General features: G+C 34.3%; 12 protein-coding genes. 5 read left to right on the plus strand and 7 right to left on the minus strand.

All coding sequences use genetic code 11. The features are described 5' to 3' along the window. Positions 1-19 precede the first annotated feature (19 nt). Entirely contained in the window at positions 20-1,456 is a 1,437-nt protein-coding gene (locus tag H8R22_RS13570) for a hybrid sensor histidine kinase/response regulator (protein WP_187010939.1), read from the plus strand. A gap of 171 nt (positions 1,457-1,627) precedes the next feature. On the opposite strand, the gene H8R22_RS13575 is transcribed toward H8R22_RS13570, so the two are convergent. Further along, entirely contained in the window at positions 1,628-2,347 is a 720-nt protein-coding gene (locus H8R22_RS13575) for a hypothetical protein (RefSeq protein WP_187010940.1), read from the minus strand. A gap of 183 nt (positions 2,348-2,530) precedes the next feature. On the opposite strand from H8R22_RS13575, the gene H8R22_RS13580 reads away from it, so the two are divergent. Together H8R22_RS13580 and H8R22_RS13585 are read left to right on the plus strand one after the other, a co-directional pair. Next, complete coding sequence (locus tag H8R22_RS13580; RefSeq protein WP_187010941.1) at positions 2,531-3,463, plus strand: NAD-dependent epimerase/dehydratase family protein; 933 nt, start codon at positions 2,531-2,533, stop codon at positions 3,461-3,463. A gap of 147 nt (positions 3,464-3,610) precedes the next feature. Beyond that, positions 3,611-4,498, plus strand: a complete 888-nt coding sequence (locus H8R22_RS13585; protein ID WP_187010942.1) for a carbon-nitrogen hydrolase — start codon at positions 3,611-3,613, stop codon at positions 4,496-4,498. A 73-nt stretch (positions 4,499-4,571) separates the two neighbouring features. On the opposite strand, the gene H8R22_RS13590 is transcribed toward H8R22_RS13585, so the two are convergent. Continuing rightward, positions 4,572-6,098: a choice-of-anchor I family protein gene (locus tag H8R22_RS13590; RefSeq protein ID WP_187010943.1), complete on the minus strand. Its 1,527-nt coding sequence runs from the start codon at positions 6,096-6,098 to the stop codon at positions 4,572-4,574. A gap of 200 nt (positions 6,099-6,298) precedes the next feature. Between H8R22_RS13590 and H8R22_RS13595 the strand changes: the two genes are divergently transcribed. Further along, on the plus strand, positions 6,299-7,339 hold the full coding sequence (locus tag H8R22_RS13595; RefSeq protein WP_187010944.1) for an agmatine deiminase family protein: 1,041 nt from the start codon (positions 6,299-6,301) through the stop codon (positions 7,337-7,339). Positions 7,340-7,410: 71 nt separating this feature from the next. On the opposite strand, the gene H8R22_RS13600 is transcribed toward H8R22_RS13595, so the two are convergent. The 5 genes from H8R22_RS13600 to H8R22_RS13620 form a co-directional block, all read right to left on the minus strand. After that, positions 7,411-8,253 (minus strand): DUF2911 domain-containing protein, encoded by an 843-nt coding sequence (locus H8R22_RS13600; RefSeq protein ID WP_187010945.1) that lies wholly within the window; start codon positions 8,251-8,253, stop codon positions 7,411-7,413. 58 nt (positions 8,254-8,311) lie between these two features. After that, on the minus strand, positions 8,312-8,986 hold the full coding sequence (locus H8R22_RS13605; RefSeq protein WP_187010946.1) for an HAD family hydrolase: 675 nt from the start codon (positions 8,984-8,986) through the stop codon (positions 8,312-8,314). A 61-nt stretch (positions 8,987-9,047) separates the two neighbouring features. Next, the gene (locus H8R22_RS13610) at positions 9,048-9,764 is read right to left on the minus strand and encodes a tRNA threonylcarbamoyladenosine dehydratase (protein ID WP_187010947.1); all 717 of its coding nucleotides are present in this window, start codon (positions 9,762-9,764) and stop codon (positions 9,048-9,050) included. Between the two features lie 61 nt (positions 9,765-9,825). Then, positions 9,826-10,476 (minus strand): TatD family hydrolase, encoded by a 651-nt coding sequence (locus H8R22_RS13615; RefSeq protein WP_187010948.1) that lies wholly within the window; start codon positions 10,474-10,476, stop codon positions 9,826-9,828. 2 nt (positions 10,477-10,478) lie between these two features. Next, complete coding sequence (locus tag H8R22_RS13620; protein ID WP_187010949.1) at positions 10,479-11,078, minus strand: DUF1684 domain-containing protein; 600 nt, start codon at positions 11,076-11,078, stop codon at positions 10,479-10,481. Positions 11,079-11,175: 97 nt separating this feature from the next. On the opposite strand from H8R22_RS13620, the gene H8R22_RS13625 reads away from it, so the two are divergent. Beyond that, complete coding sequence (locus tag H8R22_RS13625; protein WP_187010950.1) at positions 11,176-12,396, plus strand: MDR family MFS transporter; 1,221 nt, start codon at positions 11,176-11,178, stop codon at positions 12,394-12,396. Positions 12,397-12,583: the final 187 nt, after the last annotated feature.

Below are 12,583 nucleotides of genomic sequence, written 5' to 3' on the forward strand. Positions count from 1 at the left end.
TCCAATTACCCTTCTCATAATGATGCGGTACAATAGATTAATACTATATTTCACTTTAATAATCTTTGCAACAGTGTCTTTGACCATTTATTTAGACTTTTTTGGCTTTGATTATGGTAATAGAAATAATTTTGAAAAAGATATTTACAATCCACTTTTCTATTTTGTCTTCTTGATGATCTCGGCTTATTTAATTATATTGTTAATGGCCAGAACAAAAGCTGCTACTGCAATTATCAAAGATCTTAAATTTAAAAATAGTGAACTAGAGAAGTCTAAAATAGCACTAAAGAAATTACAATTTAATAAGGAATCTTTCTTTGCGATCATGAGCCACGAAATCAGAACACCGCTCAACGCAATTAAAGGAATTAGTGATATATTGAAAAGTGATAAATTAAATGAGGAACACTATAAACTATTAGAATTAATGGATTACTCTTCTAACCATTTATTAGCCTTAGTGAATAACATACTTGATTTCACCAAATTAAACGATGGAGCATTTACGTTGCAACCATCAGAATTTAACTTAAATCAATCTATAGAATCTATTTTTAAAATGAATGAAACGAAAGCTAAAGACAAAGGATTAGATTTTGTTTTAGATATTGCAGACAACATACCAATCACTCTTTATGGCGATAAAAACCGAATAGATCAAATAATATTAAATCTACTAAATAACGCTCTTGAATACACCGACAGTGGATTTGTAAAATTATGCGTAAAAGGAGAATTTAGCACCGAGCCAAGTAAGGATTTTGTAGTACAGTTTACAGTTGCCGATAGCGGGAAGGGTATTGAAAAAGCGTTGCGTAAAAAACTGTTTGTAAAATACAGTACTTCTAGCGCAACAAAAAACAGCATGGGTCTTGGCTTGACTATTTCGAAAGGATTAATTGAATTAATGAACGGAACTATCAATTACAAATCTAAAGTCAATAAAGGGACTAATTTCACTGTTACCATCCCGTTGCCCCTACAGGAAGAAAATGTAAATAGTCAAGAAAACATTGAAATTACGACTAATTTAAGGAACTTAAAGATCTTGTTAGCCGACGATAACAAAATTAACTTACTAATTTTAGAAAAACAATTAATCAGAAGTTTAAATAATAGCAGTATAGCTATTGCATATAATGGACTAGAAGCAGTAAATCTTATTAAAGCAAACGATTACGATGTAGTCTTAATGGATATTGTAATGCCAGTTATGGATGGAATTTCGGCGTCACTTATAATTAGAAATCTAGAGGATGAACTAAAGCGAAATATTCCAATAATTGCTTTAACAGCAAACGTCGGGGAAAATGAATTTAGGAGATGTTTAGATGCTGGTATGAATAAAGTACTTACAAAGCCATTCGAAATAAACTCTTTAATTAAAGTGATTACAAAAGAAATAGAGGGATATAGGTTGAAAAACACTAAAAAAAAAGAATATACACTCTAATTAATTCCTTTTAAAACTGTAAAAACTTTGTGTGCTTACCTCAACTACATTACTCATAAACAATTTAGTACCTTATTCGCAATAAATAGTATTGTTCATTTTTTTACAATAAATGTTTTAGGCATAAAAAAACCAGCCATCACGACTGGTTTTTTTAAACAAATATACCTATTATAAGTTCGTAAATAGGCTAGAGTCAAACGTACTTTTAACCACTACATTCTTTGGTCCGACATTTTCGTTTGGTCTATCATAAGATAATAAAATATTACCTTGCTTTTGATAATTATTCCATGGTTTCAAAAACTTAGGCTCTGCATCATTAAAATTTTGATAGTACGCCCACTGTTGCACTAAATGATCTTCTTGACCTACATAAACCCAATATTTATTTTCTGGAGTAACACCAACTCCCTCGAAGGTAAGTTGTAAAACATCAGCAACTTTACCACTTGGTAGGGTATCTGTTTTAACATAAGAAAGCGTAACTCCTGGATCTTGCAATTTCCAAGGCATTACTAACCAATAAGCATCATTGATCCACCAATTTTTTCCCTTTTCTAATAAGGCGTTAGCTTTATTTTCATCCGTTACTAAAACGCCATTTTCGAACACCTTTCCTTTTAAAGTATTAATGTTCACAAGTATTACTTGATTAGCTGCTGGATTCTCCACTCTAACATCACCTGTCCATTTATCCCACGCAAGTTTTCTATTAACAAAGTCCCATTGTATGAAACGAGTTGCATTGTAGTTCTCTTGACCACCCATAGCTAACAATATGTCTTTAACAATTGCATTAGCCTTTTTATCTTGTGCTTGTATAGTACCTAATGATACAGTAAAAACTACTGTTGCCGCTGCAATAACTGCTTTGATTCTATTTTTCATGTTTTGATTTTTTACTATTTTTAAATAACAAAAATAAGCACTTTAAATCTATTTATGATTTTAAACTTCATTCTATCTCTCTATATATAAATTGCCTTAGACAATTACAAAACTAAATAAAGTAGCAACCTGTATTATAATTCATAATTTAGCATTATATAGTTGTCACTAAAAAACAAAAAAATGCAAACAATATTAGGCGCAAACGGAGTCATTGGTGAAGGATTAGCTCGAGAACTTAGAAAAAGCTACACGGACAAAATTAAACTAGTCGGCCGAAATCCTCAAAAAATTAACCCTGATGATCTACTTTTTAAAGCCGACCTACTTGATCCAATCCAAGTTAATCTAGCATTAAAAGACACATCGATTGCTTACTTAACGGTTGGTCTTGCTTACGACTCGACCGTATGGCTTCGTGATTGGGTTATAGTAATGAAAAATGTAGTAGCAGCTTGCAAAAACAACAATTGTAAACTTGTTTATTTTGATAATACGTATGCTTACCCACAAGATAAGAGTATCCAAACAGAGGAAACTTCTCTTTCGTCATCGGGTAGTAAAGGAACTGGAAAACGTCTAGCTGCTGAACTACTACTGAAAGCAATCGATAGCAAGGAAATTCAAGCTATAATTTGTCGAGCTCCTGAATTTTATGGTCCCAGCAAAACCAAAGGATTTACCAATGCGATGATTTTCGAAAATCTTAAAAATAGCAAAAAACCAAAGGTGTTCTTAAGAGATGATGTGTTACGCACCTTTATTTACACACCTGATGCTAGTAAAGCAATGGCTTTACTAGGGAACAGCCCAGATACTTATGGTCAAACATGGCATTTACCTTGTGATGACAATCGATTAACGTATAAGCAATTTATAAGCGAAATAGAAAATCAACTAAATAAGAAGGTAAACTACACTGTTTTATCTCGCATTGTGCTAAAACTAGCTTCTTATTTTGATAAAAATCTAAGAGAAACTCACGAACTACTCCCTCGATATGGAATCGATAATATATTTGATTCTACTAAATTTAAAAAAAGGTTTCCGGAATTTAAAACCACCACCTACGCAAATGGTATTCAAGCGATAATTAAAGATTTTAAAATTAAATAATAATTCTAAACGCAAGTAATTACTCAAGAGTAGCTTTCAGAAATCTCGATTTACTACAACCTAAACAATAGCCTTTCATGGATTAACTAAGTCTTCACTTTTAAAACTTTGTAAAATTCACTATTTTTGCACTCTAAATAATATGTCATGCCAAATAAGAAATATAAAATTGCCGTAATTCAGTTAAATCTGAATGATATTGCTGAAAATAACCTGAAAAAATGCCTTAAATGGGTTCGAGATGCTGCAAACCAAGGCGCTGAAGTAATCTCACTTCCGGAACTATACAGTAGTCATTATTTTTGTCAGAGCGAAGATGTTGATAATTTTGAATTAGCAGAGCCCTTATATAGCACTTCTTTTATTGCATTTAGTGCGCTTGCAAAAGAATTAGGTGTGGTGATAATCGTACCATTTTTCGAAAAAAGAATGGCTGGAATTTACCATAACAGTGCATACATTATCGATACGGATGGTTCTGAAGCTGGTCTATACCGAAAAATGCACATTCCAGACGATCCTTACTTTTATGAAAAATTCTATTTTACTCCTGGAGATTTAGGTTTTAAAACTATTCCTACTCAAAAAGGAAAAGTGGGTACGTTGATTTGTTGGGACCAGTGGTATCCTGAAGCGGCTCGATTAACAGCCCTCAAAGGAGCCGAAGTTTTATTTTACCCAACGGCTATTGGCTGGCATCCAGGAGAGAAAGAACAATATGGTGCAAATCAATATGGTGCTTGGATGAATGTTATGAAAGGACACGCCGTAGCAAACGGGGTTTACGTCGCCGCTGCAAACCGTATAGGGTTAGAAAAATACTTACCAAACACTGACGGAATTGAATTTTGGGGAGCATCATTTATTGCAGGACCGCAAGGCGAAATTTTAGCACAAGCATCTCATGATAAAGAAGAGATATTAATTGCCGAGGTAGATCTTGACCTACAAGAGAATGTTCGTCAAAACTGGCCTTTCTTCAGAGACAGACGAATCGATGCCTTTGGAGACATTACTAAAAGAGCCATAGACTAAACAGTTAGTTTGTAAAATAAACAAGGGCCTAGAGTTAAAGTAACTCTAGGCCCTTATAATTTAGAGCTAGTATTTAGTTTAAATTTGGTTGGTAAATTTTTACCGTACCATCTCCCTCACTACTTACGACTAACAAGCTTCTCTTTGTTGGACTTTTTGATGCAGGAATAAATAACAAACCTTCAGGTGCATCTCCTGTTTTTAGCGTTTGTAAATAAATAGGTGAACTTGGATTAGTGACATCATAAATCATACAATTGTCTGTTCTTTCAAGTCCTACAAATAAGATGTTTTTATTCCCCATCTTTACTGTAATAACACTTTCTGGCTCCGCGCCCTTGTCATCACTTCGATTATCGTCATACGTGCCAAAAGCAAATGCCTTGCTATCTAAATCATTTTTGCTATCAAATACCATGCTTCCCGTGGTACCGTTCCAAATTGAAAAAGACCTTCCTCCAAAACTTACTAGTTCGTCAATATCACCGTCGCCATCTGTATCTCCCATTTTGTTCACGATATTGAGCCTACCCATTTTAGCATCTTTCTTAATAGTAACCGCATCAGGAAAACGAGTAGGATCTAACACCACAGAACTGCTTCCTATTCTACTAACATCAACATAATTATCATATTCTCGTGCGTCACCTTCATTTGCAGTAACAAAATAGGTAGTTCCGTTAACCTCAAAATTGCTAATAGCATCAGGCATGTACATCCCTTTAACATTCCATGGATTAAAAGCAATACTTCCATCTTTATCACTGATATCAATTCCATTTGCCACATTATTATAATCTTTCAGTCCAAGAGCAAAAACAGAGGTGATTTTTTTCGAAAGTAAATCTACCTTGGCGACACCATTATTTTCTTGCAGTGTAACCCAAGCCGTCTTGGAATCAGCAGAAATTGTTATATATTCAGGTTCAATATCCTTCGCAAAATCATTAGATGGACTTGATATTTTAAAGCCATTTGCTTTTAGCGCCGGTAATTGGTTACTAAACGAACTAAAATTTAAGGTGGTCACAGCATAATTATTAGTAACCTCTATGATAGAAATGCTCCCCTCAGGATCTACAGCATAATCACTGCTCGGCTCTCCCTCATTTGCAGTCATTATATACTTTCCGTCAGGTGAGAAAACCACCATATCCGGCAATGAGCCTACCGTAATCTCTTTAATTACGCGATAATCAGCAGTATCAAATACTACTACTTTTCCTAATGCTTGTTTATTAGGACTTGCCTCAAGAGCCACCGCTAGTTTACCGTTGTGAGTAGCAACACTATTAGAAGCCCCATTAAAACGTGTCAAATCTATTTGTCCAATGATTTTTGGATTTGTTGGGTCAGATAAATCTATTACATCGATTCTATTTGTACCACTATTATTCACTGTAAATAGTTTTTTAGATACTTCATCATAAGAACTAATTTCTGCTGCACCCGCTCCTCCAATAGTAATTGATGCTATTTCATTAAATGCCGCAGGGTTTTCATTTACTAAATCATCGATAGAATTAGTATTAGAATCGTTATTAGAGCAGCTTACTAGTAAACTACTTGCCATTAAAAATAGTAATGCGTAATTTTTCATCTTGTTTGTTTCTTTTTTTAGGTTTAGCCAAATGTAAAAGGATGCTGCAAAAGATAGATTAATAGAATATTACCGAATGTTTATTAAAAGGTAGCTTTCATAAAACTCCATTTTCAGATGGCACCAAACAGTGAATTGAAATTCATTTAATAATAAAGACAATTTATTTTACCTTTGTTCTTCATAAAAACAAATGCACTATGACTGAAAATAAAAGAAGGTTTCCTGCTGAATGGGAAAAGCAACAAGGTATTTTACTTTGCTTTCCGCATAATGGTAACGATTGGCCTGGAAAATATGAAGCCATTCAATGGGCTTTTGTTGAATTTATCAAAAAAGTAAGTCTGTATGAAACTGTTTTTTTAGTAGTTGCTGACCAGAAGTTGCAAGATAAAGTAAGTGATATGCTCGACAGAGCAAGAGTAGATCTATCCAAAGTTTCGTTTATTATTCAGAAAACAAATAGAAGCTGGATGCGAGACTCAGGGCCTATTGTAGTTTACAACGGAACCGAAAGAGAAGCATTAAATTTTAATTTTAATGGCTGGGCTAAATATAAAAACTATCAGTTAGACAAAAATGTACCAGCAAAAGTGGCAGCAACTTTAAGTATGCCATTGACTCAGGTTATGTACAAAGGCAAGCCTGTAATTGTTGAGGGTGGAGCTATCGATGTAAACGGAAGAGGAACATTATTAACCTCTGAAGAGTGTTTGATGCATCCTACTATTCAAGTACGAAATGAAGGTTTTACAAAAGAAGATTACGAGGCCGTTTTTAAAGAATACCTGGGAATCACCAATGTAATTTGGTTAGGAGACGGAATTGCTGGGGATGATACTCATGGTCATATCGATGACTTATGTCGTTTTATAAACGAAGACACGATCGTGACTATCGTTGAAACGAATCCAGAGGATGACAATTATATACCTTTACAAGATAACTTGAAACGTTTGCAAAAGGCTAAATTAGAAAACGGAAAATCACCGGTAATCGTTGCGCTACCTATGCCTAAACGATTAGATTTTGAAGATCTTCGTTTACCTGCTAGTTATGCTAACTTTTTAATTTTGAATAACTGTGTTTTGATGCCTACATTTAACGATCCTAATGATCGAGTAGCTTTAAATATTCTAGCGGCTTGTTTTCCGGATCGTGAAATTATAGGGATTAGTGCCATTGACCTTATTTGGGGCTTTGGTACCCTACATTGCTTAAGCCAGCAAATACCTGCTTAAAAAGCAGCAAATTAGTATAACAAAAAACACCAGCTATTGCTGGTGTTTTTTTATTGTTACAAATGAAGATATTATTTACTCCATTCAGAGATACTATCTTTATTCATTTTTACATAATCTTGGTTCCCTGCGACCTCTGAAGCTTTTAGAGAAAGTTTAGCGGTTTCAGTTGCTCCTTGTTTATCTCCTTGTTTTGCTTGAATCAATGATTTTAAACGTAGGTAGTAAAAAGGTTTATCAGCGCTTAATTCTAAAGCTTTATCGATATACGTTCTTGCTTTTGCAATATCCCCATTAGATTGTAAAAAATACTGAGCTGATCCAAAATAATCAGCTGCAGATGGACCTGCTAATACTTTCTCAATGCTAGCAATAGCTATTTTTTGTGTAGGAACTTCAAATTTTATTGCTGCATATGAGTTTTCCCAAGAGATCGCTAAATTTGCAGAGTTGTTCGTTAATGCACTAAAACCAATCGTAAAAGTGTCTACTGCTTTTTGCAATGCTTCTTCCTTAACGGTTGTTCTTAACGCTACGTTTGCTTCTTTAAACTCAGCTGGATTTCCCCAATTGTCGGTAGCCGTATAAAAGATCACTTCCCAGCTTTGAATACTTGGAATAGTGTACAGAGCATATTTTCCTTTTTTTAATGTTTTACCATCAATCATAACATCATCACTAAATGAAACTGTAGTGTTTTCATTAGCACCTGTTCTCCACAATTGACCAAAAGGAACTAAATTACCAAAAACAGCTCTTCCTTTAGCAGAAGGACGTGAGTAAACTACTTCTACATCTGTTAGACCCACCACTTGATTAATAACAGATTTTGGACTCGCTTGCGGAGTTTTTACTTGTGCTTCCAGTGTAAACTGCGTGATTATAATCACTAAAGCAAGGAGAATCTTTTTCATGTTTTATCTTTTTTGATTTTTATTTTTCCAAAATTACGAATTCAGAAACTCTAATTTGTTAATTATTACTTAATTTGGAACCTAATTCTTGTATTACCTTACAATTTAGCTCTTTAAAATGATTAACAATCACATCCGCTTCTGATAAATCTTGTGCCACAGAGTGCAAACTATTGTAACCAACACAAAAAATACCTGCCGCTTTTGCTGCCTTAATACCGTTTGTACTGTCTTCGATTACGATACAATTTTCTTTAGGTGCTATCGATAGACTAGCCGCATGCTCAAAAATCGCAGGATGTGGTTTAGACTTCGGAAAGTCTTCTCCACTTACTTTATGTGTAAAATAGAGGTCTAAGCTAAAACGATTAAAAACACGTGCAATAGTAACTTTAGAGGCAGATGAAGCTAATATTAATTGGACGCCATTACCATGTAAATCTACAATAAGGTCGCGAACACCTTCTAGTAACTCTAAATCTTTTTTCGTATCAAAAGCGTCGTTGAATATCGTACGCTTGCGCTGAATCATGTCTTCGACATCCTGCACTAACCCAAATGTTTCTTTTACTTTTTGAAACGTATTCCTAGTCGAAAATCCAGTAAATGAACTATACATCTCCTCGGTAACGTTTATATTTAGTTCTGCAAATTGCTTAAAATAGGCATAGCGGTGTACTGGCTCTGTATCTACTATAACACCATCCATATCAAAGATTACTGTTTCTATCATATTCTTGTAAATTTTAAAAGGTAATTGCTATTATCTACTTTACTTTGTTGTTTAGAATCAATTACTCTTTTTTTAATAAATAACGAATAACAGTCTCTGCAGCATACAAACCAAACAATCCTGGCATATAGCTGTTAGTTCCGTAAAACGACTTTTTAAAATTAGATCCGTCAGTCATTTTTAAACTGCTGTCATCTTGTATTTCAGAGGAGAAGACTACTTTTAGCTTATCTATTTTATGCTCTTTTAAGCGACGGCGAATGGTTTTTGCTAAAAAGCAATTCTCTGTATTATTAATGTCAGCTACCTTAACTTTCGATGCTTCCATTTTACCTCCTGCTCCCATACTTGAGATTATCTTCACCCTTTTACGTTTTGCCGCAATAATTAAGTTTAGCTTAGGTGTGATGCTATCAATACAATCTAATACATAATCATAATCAGCTGTTACTGTCGCAAGCGCACGCTCAGGTGATAAAAACTCTTGCAAACGCGTTAGTTTTAGTTCTGGATTAATATCCATCAAGCGATCACCAACAAGGGTTACTTTAGGCTGGCCTACTGTAGAATGTAAAGCTGGTAATTGTCTATTTATGTTAGTAATGTCAATGACATCACCATCTACAATAGTCATTGTCCCCACTCCTGCTCTTGCCAAAAATTCGGCAGCAAAAGATCCTACTCCACCAAGACCTACTACTAACACATTTGCTTTTTGCAATTTATCTAAACCCTCTTTCTTAAATAATAGTTCAGCTCTCTCTGTCCACTCTGCCATTTTTATTGTTTCTTGTTTAGGAATTAAAACCTGTTGCTGTAATTCCGAATAATTATTGTTTTTATTTGTTTTTGAAAACAGAATTGAAATTGGTTGAGACCATCTCTTGTAATTCTGTTACTGTACTCTTTTTATATTTTGCTGCTAATGCATAAACTTCTTGAATAGTTTGATCAGTTGTATCTGTTTCTAAAAAAAATCGGTCATTTGGCACAGCAGTAAAAACCGACTCTAATTCGGGATTTTTTATTAAATATTTTCCAAATGAAAGGTAAAATCCATTGTCAAGAAGCTGCTTTGCTAATTGTATATTTTTAGAAAACCCATGAATAATTAAAGGAACCGTGATATTCAATTTGTTTTTAATCTCAATTAGTTCTTGAAATGCTGCTACACAGTGAATAATAACTGGCTTATCGTATTTTTGCGCTAAAACTAATTGCCTCTCAAAAACAGATTGTTGCAAGTCCAAAGCAATGTCGATTCGCTTATCTAGTCCGCATTCACCAATAGCAAGACATCCTTCACCTAAGATTTTTTGATTCAGTACTTCAAAATCACTCTCTAACCGCCTAGGTTCAATATACCAAGGATGAATACCTATAGAATAGATTGTAACGGCTTCGTCAAACTCCCACGGATATTGATTGACCAACTCTACAACCGATTCATCATTGGTAAACTGATGTGTATGTAAATTAAAATACTCCATTATTAATGAAACGTTTTGACACCTGCATTGATCGCAACATCTAAATCATTTTCTAAAGGCACTAAAGGACAAGAATACTTATAGTTGTATGCACAATACGGATTGTAAGCCATGTTAAAATCGATAACAATCGTATTCCCATTTGGTATTTTCAAATCGACATATCTTCCTCCAATATAACTTTCTTTTCCAGACGTTAAATCAGAGAAAGGTAAAAAAAGATGGTCTTTAAAACCTGGTTTTTTAGATAATTCTATGTCACGGTACACATTTAGCTTAAGCAATTTTCCTTCTAATGTAAAAGTTAATTCACCATACTTTATATAAACAGGAGTTCTTGATGTCGAAGTTTTCATCTTGAACGGTTTTTCTTTTTTCGTTCGTACAAACTGAGCAATAACAAAGGCCCTTTCGTTGATAGGAAAAAAATCTAAACTTTGAAACTTTGAGAGATCTTCAGCCATTAACGGACTTTCCTTTGGGTTAGCATATTCCTCATTGATTTTTTTTTGGAATTCTTGTACTGCTGCAAGGTCAAATTTGTCTTGAGCAAAACTTATGGTAAAAACACAGATGAGGAGTATTGAAAGTATATTTTTCATGATATTGATTTTAGCAAAAATAGTTTAAAAGTAACCAAGACACAAAGTAACGAAGACACAAAGTTTTTTACCTTTGTAACTTATTAGAAATTACCCCATGCTTAAAAATGCTTTTCGACAATACATAGATAATTTTAGAGGTTTTTCGCGAGAAATCTGGATACTAGCAATTATCACTTTTATCAATCGTGCCGGAACGATGGTATTGCCTTTTTTATCCAAGTACTTAAAAGAAGATCTTCAATTTACCTACGGAGAAGTAGGCTGGATTATGGTAGCTTTTGGGTTTGGATCGATGCTTGGCTCTTGGCTAGGAGGAAAATTATCTGATAAAATTGGTTTTTACAAAATCATGGTTTTTAGTTTGTTTACAAGTGGAGTTTTCTTTTTTGCATTGCAGTACATCACATCCTTTTGGGGATTGTGCCTTGGGATGTTTAGTATTATGACACTAGCTGATATGTTTAGGCCAGCCATGTTTGTATCACTTGCTACCTACGCCAAACCCGAAAACAGAACTAGAGCATTAACTCTAGTACGACTAGCGGTTAATCTAGGATTTGCGGCAGGACCTGCATTGGGTGGCTTAATAATCATGGGAATGGGATACAAAGGTTTATTTTGGGTCGATGGCTCGTCCTGTATTATTGCTATTGTAGTTTTTGCCTTATTAGTAAAAGAGAAAAAGAGGCTAATTGATACGGATATCAATGCGCCTATTGTGATTGTTAGCTCTGTTTTTAAAGACAAAATTTTCTGGATTTTCCTGTTTGTGAGTTTTGTCACGGCCATGATTTTCTTTCAGTTGTTTACTACACTGCCTTTGTATCATAGCGAGCAATTTGGTCTGACTGAGTTTCAAACTGGATTATTAATGACCTTAAACGGGCTTTTAATTTTTGCTCTTGAAATGCCTTTCGTAGGTTACTTTGAACGTAAAAAAGTACAGAAATTAAAAATCATACTTTGGGGAGTACTACTAATGTCCTTTAGTTTTTACCTACTGCTCATTAATACTTGGGCTGGAATACTAGTCATTAGCATGATCTTTATATCGATTGGTGAAATATTTGCTTTTCCCTTTTCGAATACTTTTGCCTTAAGCAGAGCTCCAAAGGGTCATGAAGGTCGCTATATGGCGTTGTACACGATGAGTTTTAGTTTAGCGCATATTATTAGCTCTAAATCGGGACTAGAAATAATAGCACGATCAGGCTATCAAATGAATTGGTTTGTAATGGGTAGTTTTGGTATCGCTGCGGCAGCATGCTGTATTTGGATTCAGAAATTAGTTAAGGAAGAACAGCATTTAGTTTAAGCGACAGTATTTTTTTTGCAGTAAAAGCCTTTGTTTATGTGATAAGCAAAGGCTTTTTTGTATCTAAATCAGGTTATAAACTTAAAAAATAGTTAAATAACTATAAATATAGTTTGTAAACTACAAATATAGTTGTAAGTTTGAAATGCGTTAAGGATAGCAGGCGGCATCCTCGAAGTAAAACGGA

Origin of the sequence: Flavobacterium kayseriense (genome assembly GCF_014305095.1) — a bacterium.
Taxonomy (GTDB): domain Bacteria; phylum Bacteroidota; class Bacteroidia; order Flavobacteriales; family Flavobacteriaceae; genus Flavobacterium; species Flavobacterium kayseriense.

Excerpts from the sequence above, each read along its gene's own strand:
- H8R22_RS13580 (WP_187010941.1), top strand. The coding sequence starts at position 2,531 with ATGCAAACAATATTAGGCGCAAACGGAGTCATTGGTGAAGGATTAGCT.
- H8R22_RS13600 (WP_187010945.1), bottom strand. The coding sequence starts at position 8,253 with ATGAAAAAGATTCTCCTTGCTTTAGTGATTATAATCACGCAGTTTACA.
- H8R22_RS13575 (WP_187010940.1), bottom strand. The coding sequence starts at position 2,347 with ATGAAAAATAGAATCAAAGCAGTTATTGCAGCGGCAACAGTAGTTTTT.
- H8R22_RS13595 (WP_187010944.1), top strand. The coding sequence starts at position 6,299 with ATGACTGAAAATAAAAGAAGGTTTCCTGCTGAATGGGAAAAGCAACAA.
- H8R22_RS13620 (WP_187010949.1), bottom strand. The coding sequence starts at position 11,078 with ATGAAAAATATACTTTCAATACTCCTCATCTGTGTTTTTACCATAAGT.
- H8R22_RS13605 (WP_187010946.1), bottom strand. The coding sequence starts at position 8,986 with ATGATAGAAACAGTAATCTTTGATATGGATGGTGTTATAGTAGATACA.
- H8R22_RS13570 (WP_187010939.1), top strand. The coding sequence starts at position 20 with ATGATGCGGTACAATAGATTAATACTATATTTCACTTTAATAATCTTT.
- H8R22_RS13610 (WP_187010947.1), bottom strand. The coding sequence starts at position 9,764 with ATGGCAGAGTGGACAGAGAGAGCTGAACTATTATTTAAGAAAGAGGGT.
- H8R22_RS13615 (WP_187010948.1), bottom strand. The coding sequence starts at position 10,476 with ATGGAGTATTTTAATTTACATACACATCAGTTTACCAATGATGAATCG.
- H8R22_RS13585 (WP_187010942.1), top strand. The coding sequence starts at position 3,611 with ATGCCAAATAAGAAATATAAAATTGCCGTAATTCAGTTAAATCTGAAT.
- H8R22_RS13625 (WP_187010950.1), top strand. The coding sequence starts at position 11,176 with ATGCTTAAAAATGCTTTTCGACAATACATAGATAATTTTAGAGGTTTT.
- H8R22_RS13590 (WP_187010943.1), bottom strand. The coding sequence starts at position 6,098 with ATGAAAAATTACGCATTACTATTTTTAATGGCAAGTAGTTTACTAGTA.